We start from the raw sequence: 18128 nt of genomic DNA, 5'->3' as shown, positions 1-18128 counted from the left end.
CATGGCTGACCTCTCCTCCCTGAAGGATCTCGGCACGGCTTCCGAAGCTGCTGCTCCGGCCCACGTCCGCAAGGTCGATTCGCTCGGCCGCTCCTACGCGACCGGCAAGCGCAAGAACGCCGTCGCCCGAGTCTGGGTCAAGCCGGGCTCCGGCAAGATCATCGTCAACGGCAAGGAATTCGCGGAATATTTCGCCCGTCCGGTACTGCAGATGATCCTGCGCCAGCCGATCGTCGCGGCTGCCCGTGACGGCCAGTTCGACATCGTAGCAACCGTTGCCGGCGGCGGCCTCTCCGGCCAGGCCGGCGCCGTTCGCCACGGCCTGTCCAAGGCGCTGACCTACTTCGAGCCGGGCCTGCGCTCGGTGCTGAAGAAGGGCGGCTTCCTGACCCGCGACAGCCGCGTCGTCGAACGCAAGAAGTACGGCAAGGCGAAGGCCCGCCGCTCGTTCCAGTTCTCCAAGCGTTAATCGCTTCGGACAGACGGGAATTTACGAAGGCCGGGGAAACCCGGCCTTTTTGTTTTGGCGTTCGATGAATCCCGGCATCGCCTCGCCGGTCGCCATTGCCGCACTCCGGTTCTGCTGGTAGAAATCCGACAAACCGCTTCGCGAACGAGCGGAGCCGCAATCAAGGTCGCATCATGGGAACAACCAAGTCCGCAGACGACTAAGCCGCAACAACTTTGCGCTGTTGTTGCGGCATCTGTCCCAGCAAATCCGATACTGATGAATGACAGATCGCCGCCGAATGAAAATCATTTGAGCGGATCTTACTCATGTCTTACCCGAAAATTCCGTCGTGGAATTACTCCGTGCCGGCAAGCTTGTTGCTGATGGCTCCTTTCGACATCCTGGCGTCGCTTGCCATGGACATCTATCTACCGGTCGTACCGACGATGCCCCAGGCGCTCGGCACCTCGCCTGAAGTCATCCAGTTGACCCTCAGCCTCTACATGCTTGTGCTCGGTGTCGGCCAGATTGTCTTTGGTCCGATCTCCGATATCGTCGGGCGACGGCCCGTGCTGCTCGGCGGGGCGGCACTCTTTGCCTTTGCGTCCTTTCTGCTTGCCGGGGCCTCATCCGCCCTCCTCTTCGTGGCCTTGCGATTGTTGCAGGCGATCGGCGCCTCGGCGGCTCTTGTCGCCACCTTCGCAACAGTGCGCGACGTCTACGCCGAACGGCCGGAAAGCAGCGTGATCTATAGCCTGCTCGGGTCCCTGCTATCGCTTGTGCCTGCGTTCGGGCCAATCGTCGGCGCGGTGATTGCCGACCATTATGGGTGGCGAGCCATCTTTCTCGTCATCGGCCTGCTGTCGACCGTCGCAATTCTCAATGCCGGCATGCGGTGGCATGAAACCTGCCCCGCTACGACGGCGACAAGCATTGCCATACGCCCGATCCTCGCGAGCTTTTCCTTCTGGATCTACACGACCGGCTTCAGCGCGGCGATGGGAGCCTTCTTCGTCTTCTTCTCGACCGCACCCCGCATCCTGATCGATCGGGCCGGCTTTTCCGGCATCACCTTCAGCTTCATCTTTGCCTCGGTGGCGTTGGTGATGATCGTGACAGCGCGCTTTGCCAGCCGCTTCGTCACACGCTGGGCATCGCAGGCAGTCTCGCAAGAGGCATGGCGATGCTGCTTGTCGGCGCAGTCATGCTTGGCACAGGAGAGATGTTTCCGCGGGCACCGCTTATCGGCCTCATCCTGCCGATGTGGATCATCGCGATCGGCATTGTCTTTGCGACAGCCGTCACGGCCAATGGTGCGCTTGCTGCTTTCGGCAATACCGCGGGAACAGCCGTGGCGCTCTACTTCTGCGTCGAAAGCCTGCTGGTCGCTGTTGCAGGCACATTGTTCGTGATTCTGCTCGACGGCGACACGACCTGGCCGCTCGCAGCCTATACCGGCGCGGCAGCGCTGATAACGCTGGCGGGATTGCGCCAGCTGGCGCGCAAGGCGGTCTGAGAATTTGCCACGGAATGGCGGCAGCTTAAAACGCAGAGCGGCCGTCAAGCGAGGCATCGCTTGAAATCTCGGCGCACCTCGCCTACCCCTTACCTGCCCCGAAAGGAAACATCAGTTCCTTTCGGGGCAAGATCGGGCGGACGCCATCAGGCGGTTTGGTCGTGATCGGTGGCCTGGCAATATAAGGTCGACATCGAAATAAGGTCGACATCGAACGCGACTACGTTAGCGCCCACAGAGAAGGAGCCCCCCTTGGCGAACAAGACCATTGATCATGCCTTCATGGCGACCAGCCTCACTTCGGCCGCCAGCGATCCCACCTTTGCCGGTGCGCTGTCCTTCATGCGCCGCCGCTTCACCAAAGAACTTACCGGCGTCGATGTCGCCGTTTGGGGCATTCCCTTCGACGCCGCCACATCGAACAGGCCGGGCACGCGCTTCGGCCCGCAGGCGATCCGGCGCGCCTCGGCGATTTTCGACAATGATGCGCAATATCCCTTCAACCGGGACCTGTTTGCCGACATGGCGGTGATCGACTATGGCGATTGTCTGCTCGACTACGGCAATCATCAGGACACACCTGGTGCCATCGAACGCCAGGCGAACACGATCCTCGACAGCGGCGCCTTTCTGCTGACGCTCGGCGGCGATCACTACGTCACATGGCCGCTGCTGAAAGCCCATGCGGCAAAACACGGGCCTCTCGCACTCGTGCAGTTCGACGCTCACCAGGATACCTGGTTCGACGAAGAGCGGCGTATCGACCATGGCTCCTTCGTGGCGCGAGCCGTGCGCGAGGGCATCATCGATCCTGACCGCTCGATCCAGATCGGCATCCGCACCCATGCGCCGGAGGATTGCGGCATCAATATTCTCTATGGTCATCAGGTCGAAGACATGAATGCCGGCGACATCGCCTCGGCAATCATCTCTCATACGCGCGGCGCCCCTGCCTATCTCACCTTCGATATCGATTGCCTGGATCCGGCCTTTGCGCCAGGTACCGGCACGCCGGTTGCCGGCGGACCATCGAGCGCCAAAATCCTCTCGGTGCTGCAGCGTCTGCACCAACTCGATGTCCGCGGCGCCGACGTGGTCGAAGTGTCGCCGCCCTACGATCATGCCGATATCACCGCCATTGCGGGGGCAACGGTGGCAATGTATATGCTTGGCCTTCATGCCGAGCGACGCGCCATTGCGGTGTCACAAGGCTGATTTATCATTGTTCAAATTGAATCCGGAAATCCTCAGAACCCATTGAAAGCGCAGGTCAACATGGCACCGAAAATCTTCATCGATGGCGAACACGGCACAACGGGTCTGCAGATCCGCACGCGCATGGCCGGCCGCCGCGATGTCGAGCTTCTGTCCATTCCTGAAGCCGAGCGGCGCAATGCCGCCATGCGCGAAGATATGCTGAACGGCGCCGATATCGCCATCCTGTGCCTGCCCGACGACGCGTCGAAGGAAGCAGTTCAGATGGTTTCGGCCAACAACAACGTCCGCGTTATCGACACCTCGACGGCCTTCCGCGTCAATCCCGGCTGGGCCTACGGCTTTGCCGAAATGGACAAAGAGCAGGCCGAGAAAATCGCTTCCGCCCGCTTCGTCTCGAACCCCGGCTGCTATCCCACGGGCGCGATCGGCCTTATCCGGCCGCTTCGCGCCGCCGGAATTCTGCCGGATGGCTATCCGGTGACGGTCAACGCAGTCTCCGGTTATACCGGCGGCGGCAAGCAGATGATCGCGCAGATGGAAAACCCGGATCATCCGGATGCGATCACCGCGCCGCATTTCCTTTATGGCCTGCCGCTCACTCACAAACATGTGCCCGAAATGACCGTGCACGGCCTGCTCGACCGCGCACCGATTTTCTCGCCATCGGTCGGCAAGTTCGCGCAGGGCATGATCGTGCAGGTGCCGCTGCATCTCGACAATCTCGCCGAGGGCACGACGATGGAAAGCATTCATGCCGCCCTCGTCGCGCATTATGCCGGACAGGATATCGTCACCGTCGTGCCGCTTTCCGACAGCAAGGTGCTTGCCCGCGTCAATGCCGTCGAACTCGAAGGCAAGGACACGATGAAGCTCTTCGTCTTCGGCACGCCGGGCGGTTCCCAGGTCAATCTGGTGGCGCTGCTCGACAATCTCGGCAAGGGCGCCTCGGGTGCGGCCGTGCAGAACATGGACCTGATGCTCGCCTCCTGACGCCATGACGCTGGATGCGCTTGTCTCCGACGGGCAGGCCTGGTTTGCCGCCGCCCTGCCCGATCACGGCATCTATGCGCTGATGGCTTTTGCCTTTATCGCCGGGCTAGCCCGCGGCTTTTCCGGTTTCGGCGCAGCGTTGATCTTCGTCCCGCTCGGCGGCGCCATCGTCGGGCCGAAGCTGGTCTCGCCGATCCTGCTCGTCATCGACGGCATCGCCACGCTGGGGATGATCCCACCCGCCTGGCGCGACGCCAACCGGTCCGAAGTCTTCGTCATGGCGGCCGGTGCGGCACTCGGCGTCCCGGCCGGCACGGCGCTACTGGCGCTGCTCGACCCGACGCTGCTGCGCTGGAGCATCACGATCATCGCCATCTCTCTGCTCGCGCTTCTCGTATCGGGATGGCGCTACCACGGCGCGCCGTCAGCGCCGCTCAGCAGCGGCGTCGGCCTGATCGCCGGACTTTTCAGCGGCGCCGCGCAGCTCGGCGGGCCGCCTGTCGTCGCCTATTGGCTCGGCGGCAAGACCGACTTCGCGCGTGTCAGAGCGAATGTCGTGCTGTATTTCTCGATCTCGTCGGTGTTCAGCGCCATCAGCTATTATATCGGCGGACTGTTCGTGCCCGCCGTCTTCGCGCTCACCGTCGTCGTCCTGCCGAGTTATGCGCTGGGTCTCTATGGCGGCTCGAAATTGTTCGGGCTTGCCGAGGAACGGACCTTCCGGATCGCCTGCTATGTGCTGATCGCGGCGGCTGCCATCATCGGTATGCCGCTGCTCGACGGCGTGCTGCGTTAGAACGAATGAAGGCCTCCCGCTTTCAATCGCGTTCGGTGATCATCGTCTCGTGCGGGTATTCACCGTGAAAGCCACGCCAGTTGGCGACGGCGAAACCGAATACAACAAGCGCGCCGGCCTGATGCAGCAGCCCCCAGTGAAGCGGCACCTGCATCAGCAGCGTGGCAATGCCGATCGCCGCCTGAACGGTCACCAGCGCGAAAAGCAGGACGGCGCGGCGGGCATGGGTGGTCCAGGGTGCGGCGCGAAGGGCGATCACCATGTTGATCAAGGTCAGCACGAAGAGCGTATATGCGCCGATGCGGTGGATGAACTGCACTGTCTTCGGGTTCTCGAAGGCATTGATCCAGAAGGGTTGCTGAATGAGCAGATCTGAGGGGATGACGGCGCCATCCATCAGTGGCCAGGTATTATAGGAAAAACCGGCATCGAGTCCCGCCACCAGGGCACCGAGATAGATCTGGAACAGCGCGAAAACAGCGATGGCGGCAGCGAAGCCGCGCGAGCTGCGTGCCGGCGCCGGATCGTTGGAGTGCGGCGACAGCCCGCGCATGATCCACATGCAGCCGGCAAAGATCAGGCAGGCCATGACGAGATGCGTTGCCAGCCGGTACTGACTGACGTCCGTGCGGGCCGACAGCCCTGACGATACCATCCACCAGCCGATGAAACCCTGCAGGCCGCCGAGCGCCAGGATGCCGACGAGCGGCCAGCGCAGGCGTTTCTCGATCCGCCCCGTCAGCCAGAAAAAAAGGAGCGGCAGCGCGAAGATCACGCCGATGCCGCGGGCGATTAGCCGGTGCGCCCATTCCCACCAGAAGATACCCTTGAACTCGTCGACGGTCATGGAACTGTTCAATTGCTGAAATTCGGGAATGCGCTGGTAGAGGCGGAACTCCTCTTCCCATTCCGCGGCCGACAGCGGCGGGATGACGCCATGGATCGGCTTCCACTCGGTGATCGACAGGCCGGAATTGGTCAGCCGCGTTGCCCCTCCGACGAGCACAAGACAGAAGAGCGCCAAAAGCACGACGCCGAGCCATAGCCGCAAGGCGCGGCGGTTGCGGTTCTGCTTGCGTACTTCGCTCAGGATCGCCTGTTCCATGGTGGGGTTCGCGACGGCCATGATGTCTCCTTCTATCCGGCAGTTGATTTGCCCCACCGGCTCATGCAAAACAAGCCCCGAAGCTTTGCGGCATGCCGTCGCGCCGCTTCGCGCTACCTCAGACAAGAGATAAACAATGCCCGTCCGTCTCCGCAAATTCATCGGCACGATCCTTATCATCGTGCTTGTGCTCGTCTATGCGCTGGTGGCGAACACGATCGCGGTGGCGACGCTCGGCAACGCCCCCTGGTGGGGGCACCTGCTCTACTTCCTGCTGACCGGCCTGCTTTGGGTATTGCCGGCAATGGTGATCATCAAGTGGATGGCCGGACCGCGGCAGCAATAGGCCATTAACGGCCGAATAACCGTGATCGGCGGAAAACCTCGCTGAGAAGCGGCGCTTAAACCAAATATACGTCCCGCACACCTACCTTCCCGTTCAGCATTTTGACCGGAGAGTTCCCGTGCAGACGCAAAAGCTCGATGTTGATGAACAGCCGTCAGGCGATGACGCGCTGGCCGATGTGGCGATTTCACGCCTACGCCAGGTGAGCATGAAACTTGCCATGGCAAAAATTGACATCTCGGTATTCGACGCGATGCAGCCGCTGGAGGATGATTGGCGGGCTCTGGAGACTGACGACCTCCACTCGCTTCATCAGAGCTATGATTGGTGCGCCGCCTGGGTCAACGCCTTTCGGCGGCCGCTGGCGATCCTCAAAGGCGCCTATGCCGGGGAGACAGCCTTCATTCTGCCGATCGAGATCGTCAGATCCCGCGGATTGGCCGTCGCCAAGTTCATCGCTGCCGATCACAGCAATATCAACACAGGCCTGTTTTCCGGCAATTTTGCCGAAAGCGGCGGCAGCATCGACGCGGAGAAGTTCGCGGGGCAGCTTCGGCAGGCCTTGAAGGGCCATGCCGATCTGCTGCTGCTGCAAAACCTTCCGCTGGAATGGCGAGGGCGGCCGACCCCGCTCACCGGACTGCCGACGGTGCAGAACCAGAACCACGCCTATCAATTGCCGTTCCTCTCCAATTTCGAGGAGACGCTGAAGCAGATCAACACCAAGAGCCGGCGTAAGAAATTCCGCGTTCAATCAAGGCGCCTGGAGGTGGCAGGCGGCGTCGAATATGTCATCCCGGAAACATCGGAAGAACAGCACCGCCTGCTCGATATCTTCTTCCACCTGAAGAGTATCCGCTTCGCGAGCCTTGGCCTGCCCGACGTCTTCGCCGATCGGGAAACGCAGACCTTCCTGCACGGCCTCATCGACAAGCGGGATGATGCAAGACAGTATTTCGGTCTGCAGATGCATGCGCTGCGGCTGAAGGGCGAGAACAAGGACCGGATCGCTGCCATCTCGGGCATTTCGCGCAAGGGCGATCACGTCATCTGCCAGTTCGGGGCGATCGATGAAGATCTTGTGCCCGATACGAGCCCCGGCGAATTCCTCTATTGGCAAATCATTTCGGGACTGCACGGCAGCGGCGTCGCGCTATTCGATTTTGGCCTTGGCGATCAGACCTACAAACGATCCTGGGCGCCGGTCGAGACCGCTCATTACGACGTGGTGCTGCCGGTTTCGCCATTTGGCCTTGCCGCCGGCGCGGCACACCGGATCGTTACCCGGGGCAAGGCGCATATCAAGGCGCGCCCGAAGCTCTATAAATTCGCCCAGAACATCCGCGCACGGATCGGCTGAGCGTTCTTTGTCTTGCGCATGTCGTTCTTCGCAAAACCGCTGCACACTTTTGCGCGACATGCTTCAAGCGGCCTGGCCGAGCGTCTGCTCGGCCCCTTCGCCGCCCGACATCAGCACGACGCGCTCATAGCCCGCAGCCTGGAATTCCGTCATCAAGGTCACAAAGATGGTCTCCTCCATCTCCGGAAGGGAAAGGACGATCTCGACATCCCGGCTGCGCGTCAGTCGCGAGACGCCGGCAACATCGGCCGCACCGCATTCGACCACCACGAGGTCATAAGCGGCGGCGAGCGCATCGAGCAGCAGCGACAGCCGGTCGACACCGCGCATGGCGCGGCGCACGTCGCTCTGACCCTGCGGGATCAGATGAGCATCGGAAAGACGATCGCTATGGATCGTGTCGCCGAAGGCGGCCTCGCCGCACAGCAGATCGGTGATGCCAGCCGCCACCTGGTTCTCGGCCATCAGTTCTGTGGGATAGCCGGAGCCGGTCATATCAATCAGAATGACGCGGCGGCCGGCATCGGCGAGCATACGCGCCAACGCAACCGTCGCCGCCGAGCCATTGTCGCCAGTTGGAGATATGGCGATTGCCAGCGGCGCGCGGCTGCCCGTGAGGTAGTCCGCAACGGAGGCAATGGAAAATTCATTGTCGTCCTCCGGCGTCTCTTCGGCAGCCGCCGTTTCTTCGATCACGTCCTTTCCGTCATCCTCCGTGATAACGGCGAGCATGCTCGCCTGGACGGGCCTTCTGACGGCAGCGACGACCGAGGCGGCCTGCGGCACATTCTTGTCTTCGGCGACCGTTTCAGCCTCGACCGTGTCACGGGACGCATCGACGGCACGAAGCGCCCGGCCGCTGAAGAGTTCGGCGAGCATGGTGACGATGGCGCTCAGGATCAGCGTCGCGACGGCGGCGACGACAACGATCGGCACCACCTTCGGGAAATAGGGATCGACTGGCTCGATGGCTCGGGAAACGATACGGGCGTCCGCCGGGCTGGAATTGCTGTCGGCGCGCGAGGCGGCCTCGCGATAGCGTACCAGATAGGTTTCGAGCAGCTGGCGCTGGGCGTTTGCCTCGCGCTCCAGCGCATTGAGGCCAACCTCGTCTTCGCCGGCACGGGCGCTGTTGGCCTGAACCGCGTCCTTCTGGCGCTCGAGTTCGCTCGCGCGGAGATCGGCAACCTTCGCCTCGTTTTCGATGCTTGCCAGGATCTTCTGCGTCTCCTGGCGGATTTGGCCGCGAATATCGGAGAGCTGGGCGCGCAGGCTCTTCAGCCTCGGATGACTGTTGAGAAGGCTGGTCTGCAGATCTGATATTTGCGACTGCAGGCCCGATTCCGTCGCCTTCAGCCGCTGGATCGCCTGGGAAGACATGATGTCAGGCAGCGTATCGGAGGCTTCGCCCGATGACAGCGCATTGCGCACCGCCTGCGCCCTCGCCTCGGCATTGGCCCTGTCGCCCCGCACGCGGGTGAGTTCTGCGGAGATGTCATTAAGCTGCTGGGCGGGGAATGTGGTCGTGCCGTTCGTTTGCAGCAGACCGTGGTTGGTGCGATATTCGGCAACCCTCTTCTCGGCCTCGCTGACCTTCTGCCGCAGGTTCTCGATCTCCGGCTCAAGCCAGCGCGTCGCTTCCGAATTGGATGCGAGCTTGGCGCCGCTCTGAGTGGAAAGGTAGACATTCGCCATAGCGTTCGGGATGGCGGCTGCGAGCTTCGGATCCTTCGACGTGAAATTGATGCCGATGACGCGCGAACCCGGCACCTGATAGACCTGCAGCCGCTCGACGAAAGCGTCGATCACCCGTTCTTCCGGCGGGTTCTCCATCGGGTTCTTCTTCAGATGCAGCTTCACCAGGATGCTAGTCATCGCCGAGCCGTTGGCGGCATCGTCGAATTCCGGCAGATTGTAGAGCTTCAGGTCGTTGATCACCTTCTTGAGGAGATCGGCCGATTGCAGGAGTTGCACTTGGCTGGCGATATTCAGCTCGTCCATCAGCGGCCCGGCGCCGGCTTCGTTCGCCTGCTGGGTGCTGGCGAAGGCTGGCGCGCGTGGTTCGATGAGGATGCGTGTTTCGCTGCGATATTGCGGCGAGATGATCTTGGCGCCGGCAAAGGCGACGCCGGCCGCCGCGAGCGTGATCGTCAAAATCCTGAGCCGGCGTGCCCAGACGGCGCGAACCAGCTGGCTGAGGTCGATGTCCACATCCTGATCACGCGCTACGCCGGACATGCTCTTACTCCACAACAAAGGTCCCGCAAGCGTAAACGACCGTGGTAACTCAACGGTTAATGGCAACCTTGCGAAGAAATGATCGGGATCAGCAAAGAACGCCGGAAATTGTCGGCCGTCTTTTACCGGGCATTAACCCTAACGGATCGATAACGATCTCACCAAGTTCATTTTCTGTGAGCACCAGCGGATGTCTGTCGCCCCGCCCAAAATCGTTTTGGCCCTGAGCCTTGCAGCCATGACGGCTGCATTGGGCGGATGCACGACGTATAAGCCGGCTCCGAAAGCCTTCAACGAGGCGACCATCCAGCCCTATACGCTTGATAGCGGCGACCGGCTGCGCATCACCGTCTTCGACCAGCAGAGCCTGACCAATACCTACACCGTCGATCAGGCCGGTTATATCGCCTTCCCCCTCATCGGTCAGGTCCCTGCCCGCGGCCGAACCCTGCAGCAACTTTCAGGGCAGATCGCCCAGAAACTGCAGCAGGGCTATCTTCGCGATCCCGATGTCACCATCGACGTCGACCGCTACCGCTCGATCTTCATCATGGGCGAAGTCGGCCAGCCCGGCCAATATGCCTATGTTCCGGGCATGACCGTGCAGAACGCCATTGCGGTTGCCGGCGGCTTCTCCAGTCGCGCCAACCAGAGCATGGTCGATGTCACCCGCAAGATAAACGGACAGGTGCTGACCGGCCGCATCAACATATCCGGCCCGATCATCGCCGGCGACACGATCTACGTTCGCGAACGGCTCTTTTGAGCAATGGCAAGAGAGAGACCGCTCCGCATTCTGCACTGCTTCAGATCGCCGGTCGGCGGGATTTTCCGCCATGTCCGCGACTTGGTCGAAGAACACAGCAAGGCCGGTCATCACGTCGGCATTCTCTGCGACAGCTCGACAGGCGGCGAGCACGAGGACAGTTTGTTCGATGATATCCGCCCATATCTGTCTCTCGGCCTGACGCGCGTGCCGATCCGCCGCTCGGTCAGCCCGTCCGATATCGCGACGATGTGGGATACGTACAAGAAGATTAAAAGTTTGCGGCCGGATGTGCTGCACGGGCACGGCGCCAAGGGCGGCGTGCTCGCGCGACTTGCCGGCTCAGCCCTGCGGGTGAACAGGTATCGCGTAGCCCGCCTCTATACCGCGCATGGCGGAAGCCTGCATTATTCGCGCTCCTCATTCACAGGACAGTTCGTCCTCAGGATGGAGCGCCTGCAGGAATATTTCACCGATGCGCTGGTCTTCATCTGCGAATACGAGCGCGACACCTATGCCCGCAAGGTGGGCAAGCCGCGGACGAAGACGAAACTGATCTATAACGGCATCGGGGAGCGTGAATTCGAGCCGATCCACACCCGGTCGGATGCGGTGCATTTCATCTATGTCGGGATGCTTCGGGACCTCAAGGGTCCCGATCTGTTTGTCGATGCCTTCGCCAAGACCGAGCGATTGCTCGGCCGGCCGCTTTCGGCGCTGATGATCGGCGACGGACCTGACCGCGACCGCTACCGCGAGATGATGATCGAACGCGGCCTCGGCAAACGGATCGGCATGTTGCCGGCAATGCGTATCCACGAGGCCTTTGCCATGGCGCAAAATCTCGTCGTCCCCTCTCGCGCCGAAGCCATGCCCTACATCGTGCTCGAAGGGCTGGGGGCCGGCAAGACGATCATCGCCAGCCGCGTCGGCGGCATTCCCGAGGTGCTCGGCAAGGACAGTCCGGCTCTTGTAGAGCCCGGCAATTCAGACGATCTCGCCCGCGTGATGGCGGAAGCGCTCAGCACGCCCGGCTGGCACGCCAGAACAATGCCGTCGCATGAGGCAGTAAAGGCCGTGTTTTCCTCGACCGTGATGGCGCGGGATGTTCTGCAATTATACCATGAGCTCGTCGGCCCTGCCGCCGAACCAGCAGTGTTCGTTACCCCGTAAATATTTCTTAGGGGCTTTCTGGTATTTCGCTTGCTGACAACGAGCGACAAAACCCCATGAACAAGCTGGAAAAAAGCGATCCGTTTGACGTAGAAGCGCTGCGCAAGCAGGTCTCCGACATCGAGGCGCGACGCAATGCAAGTCGGGAGCAGGCCTCCGAGCCGACTGAAATCAATGCCTATGCCCGGCAGATCGCCGGACAGTTCCGCGACGGCACTCGTTCGCCTGCCATTATTATCGGCCAATTGCGGCTCCTGGAATTCTTGGCACTGTTTTCGATTGCCCTGATCGTCCACTACTTCTGGCCGGGCGACGGCAGCGATGCTCTGCTGGTGCGGGCCGGCATGGCAGCGATCGCTTCAACCGCGACCGTCATCGCCCTGCAGCTTGCCGACACCTACACCATCCCCGCACTCCGGACGAAGCTACGGCTGATGCCCCGCATTCTCGCCTCCTGGACGATCGCGCTTGTGCTGACCATCGGCCTGTTCGCGCTCATTCGTGGCACCACATGGGCGATGGTCGATGCCTATGTTCCCTGGTTTGCCGCCGGCGCGCTTTTTCTTGCGACCGAGCGTTTCCTCGTGGCCTACGGCATCCGCAACTGGGCGCGCAACGGCATCATGGAGCGGCGCGCCGTCATCGTCGGCGGCGGCGAACCGGCCAAGGAGCTGATCCGCACCCTCGAACAGCAGGCCGATAACGACATCCGCATCTGCGGCATCTTCGACGACCGCGGCGAGAAGCGCTCACCGATCATGGTCGCCGGTTACCCGAAGCTCGGCACCGTGGCGGAACTCGTCGAATTCGTGCGGCTGACGCGCATCGACATGCTGATCATCGCCCTGCCGCTTTCGGCTGAGGCGCGCATCTTCGATCTCCTGAAGAAGCTCTGGGTCCTGCCGGTCGATATCCGGCTTGCGGCGCACGCCAACCGGCTGCGCTTCCGGCCACGCGCCTATTCGCATGTCGGCGCTGTGCCGATGCTCGACATTTTCAAGATGCCGATCCGCGACTGGGATTCCGTCGCCAAACGCGGCTTCGACATCTTTTTCACTCTGGTCGCGCTTGCGCTGCTCTGGCCGCTGATGGCCGCAACCGCAATCGCCATCAAAGCGACCTCGGAAGGTCCTGTCTTCTTCATGCAGAAGCGTCACGGCTTCAACAACGAGGTCATCAACGTCTTCAAGTTCCGCTCGATGTACACCAACATGGCCGACCCCTCAGGCAAGGCCGCGGTGACCAAGGGCGATCCACGCGTCACCCGTGTCGGAAGGTTCATCCGCAAGACCTCGATCGACGAGCTGCCGCAGCTTTTCAACGTGCTGCGGGGAAACCTCTCGCTGGTCGGTCCGCGTCCGCATGCGGTTCTCGCTCAAGCGCGCGACCGCGCCTTTGCGGATGTCGTCGAAGGTTATTTCGCCCGCCACCGCGTCAAGCCTGGTGTGACCGGCTGGGCGCAGATCAACGGCTGGCGCGGCGAAGTGGACAATGACGAGAAGATCAAGTTCCGCACGGCCTACGACCTCTATTATATCGAGAACTGGTCGCTCTGGTTCGATCTCAAAATCCTGTTCCTGACGCCGGTCCGGCTGTTCAACACGGAAAACGCCTATTGAGCACGATCGAGGCGACATATTCGCGCGTCGCCCAGCCGCAGCGGGCAACGCTGCGGCTGATCGGTTCCGCCTTCGTCGCTTTCGGTGTTTTCCTCTCCGGCTTCGTCATCGATGAGCCGGCGCCCTATGAACTCTGGATGGCGGGACTGATCGGCCTCTGGTTCATCCTGGGGCTCAGGATTTCGCGCAGCGTCGCGCCGTTACTTGCGCTGCTGCTCACTTTCAATATCGGCGGCATGCTGTCGCTGACGCAGATGAAGGACCTTGCGACGGCGCCGATGTATATCGCCGTCTCGACCTTCCTGGCGCTGACCGCGGTATTCTACGGGGCGATCATCGAGGACAGCCATAAGCGGCTGCCGCTGATCTTCAACGCCTGGACCCTGGCTGCCGTCGTCACGTCGGCGCTTGGCGTGCTCGGCTATTTCCACGCCTTTCCCGGCTCGGAAGTGTTCACTCTCTATGACCGCGCCAAAGGCGCGTTCCAGGATCCAAACGTCTTCGGCCCCTTCCTGGTGCCGCCGTCGCTCCATCTCATCCACGGCATTCTGGTCGGCGACCTGAAGAAATCGCCATTGAAGGCAGCCGCCCTTCTCGTGATTGCCCTCGGCATCTTCCTCTCCTTTTCCCGGGCTGCCTGGGGCCTCTTTGCGCTCGGCGTGGTGCTGCTGATTTTCATCATGCTGCTGAAGGAGCGCAGCGGCGCCTTCCGCTTGCGCGTGCTGATCCTGTCACTGGCGGCGATCATCATGCTGGTCGCATCGCTGCTCGTGGCGCTGCAGATTCCGAAGGTCGCAGCGTTGTTTTCGACACGCGCCCAGCTCGTGCAGCAGTATGACGGCGAACATCTCGGCCGCTTCGAGCGCCACAGGATCGGTTTCACCATGATGATGGAGCGCCCGCTCGGCATCGGTCCGCTCGTGTTCGGCACCATGTTTCCCGAGGACGAGCATAATATCTGGCTGAAGTCGCTCACCTCCTATGGCTGGCTCGGCTTCGTCAGCTATGTCGGAATGCTCCTCTGGACGCTCGTCCTGGGTTTCCGGAACCTGCTTCACGACCGGCCGTGGCAACCCTTCCTGATGATTGCCTGGATCTCCGTTCTCGGCCATGCGGCGATCGGCAACGTCATCGACATCGACCACTGGCGGCATGTCTATCTGCTCTTCGGTACGGTCTGGGGCTGCGCGGCGCTGGAAGCGCGTCACAGGCGCGGCCGAAATCTCGCCGGAGCGGCTTGAAGCCTTGCCGCCAATGGCTTGGGCTGCCTATTTCGTCGTCCCGGCCGTCAAGCCGGCGATGAACCGCCGCTGGAAAATGAGATAGGTCAGGATGAGCGGGGCAATGACGATCACCGCCCCGGCGGTCAGAACCGGCGTGTTGACGGTGTAGCGCCCCTGGAAAAACAGCATGCCGAGGGGCAGCGTCCGATAGGCATCGTCGTTCACCAGAATAAAGGGAATCAGAAACTCGTTCCAGGTCCAGATGAACAGGAACAACGCCAGTGTCGACATTGCCGGCACCATCAGGGGTACGACGATCTTGCGAAGGATATAGAAGCGCCCGGCGCCGTCGAGGACTGCCGCTTCGAGAATCTCTTCGGGCAATTGCTGCATCGCGCTGGCGAGGAAGATCGTCGAGAATGGGATCGACATCGCGATCTGCGGCACGATCACGGCGGCATAGGTATTGATCCACCCGAGATACCGCATTTCATAATAAAGCGGGATGATGAAAGCCTCTGCCGGCACCATCATGCCGAGTGTCAGGATGGCGAACAGCATACGCCTGAGCGGGAAAGACAGAAAAGCGAAGGCGAAACCCGTCAGCAGGCCCAGAAAGACGCTCGCGGCGACAACGGGTATGACGACAATGATCGAATTCCAGAAGTAGATGTTGAAATGCCCGGCATTCCAGGCATCGAGGTAATTTTCGAAGTGCGGATATGCCGGCAAGGCGAACGCACCCTTCAGGACGTCGGCCTTGCTCTTTATTGACGTCAGAAGCAGAAGCAGGAATGGCGTGATCGTGACGAATGCGAGAAGCCAGAGGAGAATGCGAAGAGGGAGTGTGGTAGTGGGGATATTGGACGAACGGCTCATCACGCCACCCCTTTGTTCTGCGAGCCGACAAACCGGTGAATTGCATAGTTGATGATGAATGTCAGGGCCGCGCCGACAATGGCGATGGCCGCCGCCGCGCCGAACCGGTTGAGCTCGAAACCGAGCTGGTACATGTAGATATTCGGTACGAGCGTGGCGTTGGCGGGCCCGCCGCGGGTCATTGTGAAAATCAGGTCGAAGCTCTTGATCGACGCGATGACCGTCAGCAGCAAAACCACCCTGATTTCCGGCATGAGAAGCGGCAGCGTTATCCAGAAAAACGTCTTTCGCGCCGAAGCGCCATCGACCTTCGCAGCATCAAAGAGCGACGGGTCGATGCGCTGAATTCCCGTGAGGAAGATGACCATGCAAAAACCGAAGAAATACCAGGTGGCAACGATCCCGACCGCGGGAAGCACGAAGTTGAAATCTCCCAGCCAGGGGAGTGCGAACATGCCCAAGCCCACTGCTCTCAGAAACTGGTTGAACGGACCGAATGCAGGATTGTAGAGCCATGCCCAGATGATGCCCAACACGGCAGTCGGCATGATATATGGCAGGAACAGGAACGTCCGCAGAGCGAGTTGTTCGCGTTGCTTCAGATTCCAGACGCAGGCGGCAAGACCTATGCCGAGCCCGAGCGGCAGGACGCAGTAAAAAATCATCAGCTCGGCATTGTTGCGCAAGGCGATGTAAAAACGATCATCGGAAAAGAGATCGACGTAATTGCCGAGGCCAACCCACCTGGGCACGGTCAAGCCGTCCCAACTGGTCAGGCTCAACCCCAAAGCCGCGACAATCGGCCCGAAGACAAAGGCCGCGTAAAGCAGCAATCCGGGGAATAGATAGATCCAGTTGGTATGTTCGGAGCCATCAAGTGGGGAGCGCTTCATTCCGGTACTCCATGAAGCCAAAGCAATCGTCGTCGTGCAGCAAGCCTGAGATCGCAGCGCTGTTTTTTAAGGTGATGTCGACCAGACGCAGGCCGCGGACGGTCGCGGCCTGCGTCCGCGCCATTTATTTCTGGCCCTTCAGGTAGGCCTGATAATCCTTGTCCATAGCGTCGACAAAGGCTTCAGGCGTGATCTTGCCGGACAGGAGAAGCGGCGTGTTATCGTCGATTGTCTTCAGCATCGTCGGGCTAGACCAATCGGGATAGTGGCCGAGAGCGTCGTTGGCGTTGAGCGTCTTCCACATCTCGATGCCGGAGCTCAGCAGCGGCGTGAGCTTTGGCTTCGCATCCGCCGCAAGCGACGTTGCCGGAAGATAGCTGGCATTGGCCCAGGCTTCGGCAGCTTTTTCCGAAACCATGTAGTCGATATATTCACCGGCCAGATCCTTCGTTTTCTGGTCTTTGGCAAGGCTTGTTATTGCCCAGGCAAGATCCACGCCTCCGACGCTCAGCGGCTTGGTAATGCCTTTTGGGGCAGGAATGGCCATGAAGCCGATATCCTGGTTGTGCTGCATATCACCGAAATACCAGGTTCCCGAAATCAGGAAGGCGCCCTGGCCTGATATGAAAAGCTGGACGGCGTCGTCACCCGAAATGCCCTCGAAACCGGGATAGAAATAGCCGCCCTGCGCCCACTTCTGCACCAGTTTTGCGGATTCGATGTTGCCCTTGGTGTTCCAGGAGCCGCCCCTGCCGTAGATCAGATCGTCAAGCTCGGCGCGATTGCCCGCGTCGATATGGGCTTGATCGATGGCGCCGATCATGTGCAGGGCCAGATGCTGCTTTGCGCTGCCCATCATGAAGGGCGCCACGCCTTTTTCCTTCAGCTTGTCGAGATCGGCCAAAAGCTCCTCGAAAGTCTGCGGCAGTGCTATGCCGGCGTCGTCAAGGATCTTCTTGTTGTAATAGAGGCCGACGATCTCGGCGAGGCCTGATATGCCGTAGGTCTTGCCGACCCCGAACTTTGGCCCATCCCATCGATCTCGCGCCAGCACGGAATCGGACTGGCGCTTGTCCCAGCTGTATTTCTTGATGTAGTCGTCAACCGGCAGGAGCAGTCCTTCCTTGACCATTGCGCCCATATCGCCGGCGCCCTGGTTGACTTTCGTGACGACCGGGCCGTTCCCTGCCGAAACCGCAAGCTTCAGCGTCAACTTCATGTCATCGAATGTGCGGGCGGTACGCTTGATCGTAACGCCGGGATGCGCAGCTTCGAACTCTTTGTTCAGCTGCTCTATGACCGCACTCTGACCTTCGTAGGTCTGGTCATCCCAAACAGCCAGATCGTCAGCCCGGGCGGCTGCCGAAAGGCCAAAATTCATAAGCGCTGCACCAGCAAGCGCGACGGCCGTTTTCATTTGAAATGCCGGCAGTATGTTGATCGATTTCACGCTTCTTTTCATCTGCTCCACCTCACTTGGTTTATTCTCCACTCCCCGTCCGAGCCTTGCGCCAGGCGCCGTCGAACGTTTTCTTCCCCCAGAGCTTTGCCTGAC

The 18128-nt window shown here is 60.8% G+C and carries 17 protein-coding genes; 11 read left to right on the top strand and 6 right to left on the bottom strand.

All coding sequences use genetic code 11. The features are described from left to right. The first annotated feature begins 1 nt into the window (after position 1). From rpsI to Tal182_RS08445, 5 genes are all read left to right on the top strand, one after another. A complete protein-coding gene (gene rpsI, locus Tal182_RS08465) occupies positions 2-469 on the top strand; it encodes a 30S ribosomal protein S9 (RefSeq protein ID WP_009995734.1) in 468 nt (155 codons plus the stop codon). Between the two features lie 308 nt (positions 470-777). After that, positions 778-1863, top strand: a complete 1086-nt coding sequence (gene cml / locus Tal182_RS08460; RefSeq protein ID WP_245344834.1) for a CmlA/FloR family chloramphenicol efflux MFS transporter — start codon at positions 778-780, stop codon at positions 1861-1863. 356 nt (positions 1864-2219) lie between these two features. Continuing rightward, positions 2220-3182 (top strand): agmatinase, encoded by a 963-nt coding sequence (gene speB / locus Tal182_RS08455; protein ID WP_085859149.1) that lies wholly within the window; start codon positions 2220-2222, stop codon positions 3180-3182. Positions 3183-3242: 60 nt separating this feature from the next. Next, positions 3243-4175: an N-acetyl-gamma-glutamyl-phosphate reductase gene (argC, locus tag Tal182_RS08450; protein WP_064810095.1), complete on the top strand. Its 933-nt coding sequence runs from the start codon at positions 3243-3245 to the stop codon at positions 4173-4175. A gap of 4 nt (positions 4176-4179) precedes the next feature. Continuing rightward, positions 4180-4971, top strand: a complete 792-nt coding sequence (locus Tal182_RS08445; protein WP_064810094.1) for a sulfite exporter TauE/SafE family protein — start codon at positions 4180-4182, stop codon at positions 4969-4971. Between the two features lie 22 nt (positions 4972-4993). Here Tal182_RS08445 and Tal182_RS08440 read toward each other — a convergent pair whose 3' ends face one another. Next, entirely contained in the window at positions 4994-6097 is a 1104-nt protein-coding gene (locus Tal182_RS08440; RefSeq protein ID WP_085859148.1) for a COX15/CtaA family protein, read from the bottom strand. A gap of 115 nt (positions 6098-6212) precedes the next feature. On the opposite strand from Tal182_RS08440, the gene Tal182_RS08435 reads away from it, so the two are divergent. Further along, positions 6213-6422: a DUF2842 domain-containing protein gene (locus tag Tal182_RS08435; protein WP_003573983.1), complete on the top strand. Its 210-nt coding sequence runs from the start codon at positions 6213-6215 to the stop codon at positions 6420-6422. Positions 6423-6540: 118 nt separating this feature from the next. Next, positions 6541-7782, top strand: coding sequence for a GNAT family N-acetyltransferase (locus tag Tal182_RS08430; RefSeq protein WP_085859147.1), 1242 nt, complete (start codon positions 6541-6543; stop codon positions 7780-7782). A gap of 63 nt (positions 7783-7845) precedes the next feature. Here Tal182_RS08430 and Tal182_RS08425 read toward each other — a convergent pair whose 3' ends face one another. After that, positions 7846-10020 (bottom strand): Wzz/FepE/Etk N-terminal domain-containing protein, encoded by a 2175-nt coding sequence (locus tag Tal182_RS08425; protein ID WP_085859146.1) that lies wholly within the window; start codon positions 10018-10020, stop codon positions 7846-7848. A gap of 190 nt (positions 10021-10210) precedes the next feature. Here Tal182_RS08425 and Tal182_RS08420 point away from each other — a divergent pair, with 190 nt between their 5' ends. From Tal182_RS08420 to Tal182_RS08405, 4 genes are read left to right on the top strand one after another with little or no spacing between them, the layout of a single operon-like run. Further along, complete coding sequence (locus Tal182_RS08420) at positions 10211-10786, top strand: polysaccharide biosynthesis/export family protein (protein WP_064801757.1); 576 nt, start codon at positions 10211-10213, stop codon at positions 10784-10786. A gap of 3 nt (positions 10787-10789) precedes the next feature. Then, on the top strand, positions 10790-11959 hold the full coding sequence (locus Tal182_RS08415) for a glycosyltransferase (RefSeq protein WP_064810090.1): 1170 nt from the start codon (positions 10790-10792) through the stop codon (positions 11957-11959). A gap of 56 nt (positions 11960-12015) precedes the next feature. Further along, positions 12016-13578, top strand: a complete 1563-nt coding sequence (locus Tal182_RS08410; RefSeq protein ID WP_085859145.1) for an undecaprenyl-phosphate glucose phosphotransferase — start codon at positions 12016-12018, stop codon at positions 13576-13578. After that, the gene (locus tag Tal182_RS08405; protein WP_085859144.1) at positions 13575-14819 is read left to right on the top strand and encodes an O-antigen ligase family protein; all 1245 of its coding nucleotides are present in this window, start codon (positions 13575-13577) and stop codon (positions 14817-14819) included. The genes Tal182_RS08410 and Tal182_RS08405 overlap by 4 nt, the downstream gene beginning before the upstream one ends. Positions 14820-14846: 27 nt before the next feature. Here the strand turns inward: Tal182_RS08405 and Tal182_RS08400 are convergent, their stop codons facing one another. From Tal182_RS08400 to Tal182_RS08390, 4 genes are read right to left on the bottom strand one after another with little or no spacing between them, the layout of a single operon-like run. Continuing rightward, positions 14847-15680 carry a carbohydrate ABC transporter permease gene (locus Tal182_RS08400; protein WP_064801750.1) on the bottom strand — a complete coding sequence of 278 codons (834 nt, stop codon included), beginning with the start codon at positions 15678-15680 and terminating at the stop codon, positions 14847-14849. Beyond that, positions 15680-16573 carry a sugar ABC transporter permease gene (locus Tal182_RS08395; protein WP_064801741.1) on the bottom strand — a complete coding sequence of 298 codons (894 nt, stop codon included), beginning with the start codon at positions 16571-16573 and terminating at the stop codon, positions 15680-15682. Before Tal182_RS08395 ends, Tal182_RS08400 begins: the two co-directional genes overlap by 1 nt. After that, positions 16554-16697, bottom strand: a complete 144-nt coding sequence (locus tag Tal182_RS32175) for a hypothetical protein (RefSeq protein ID WP_164517775.1) — start codon at positions 16695-16697, stop codon at positions 16554-16556. Before Tal182_RS32175 ends, Tal182_RS08395 begins: the two co-directional genes overlap by 20 nt. Further along, positions 16698-18035 carry an extracellular solute-binding protein gene (locus tag Tal182_RS08390; RefSeq protein ID WP_064801739.1) on the bottom strand — a complete coding sequence of 446 codons (1338 nt, stop codon included), beginning with the start codon at positions 18033-18035 and terminating at the stop codon, positions 16698-16700. It lies immediately after the preceding gene. Between the last annotated feature and the right edge of the window lie 93 nt (positions 18036-18128).

This window comes from Rhizobium sp. TAL182 (assembly GCF_002117725.1).
Classification (GTDB): Bacteria; Pseudomonadota; Alphaproteobacteria; order Rhizobiales; family Rhizobiaceae; genus Rhizobium; species Rhizobium esperanzae.
Note: the sequence above shows the minus strand (reverse complement) of the source record. Positions and strands in the feature narration are given on the sequence as shown.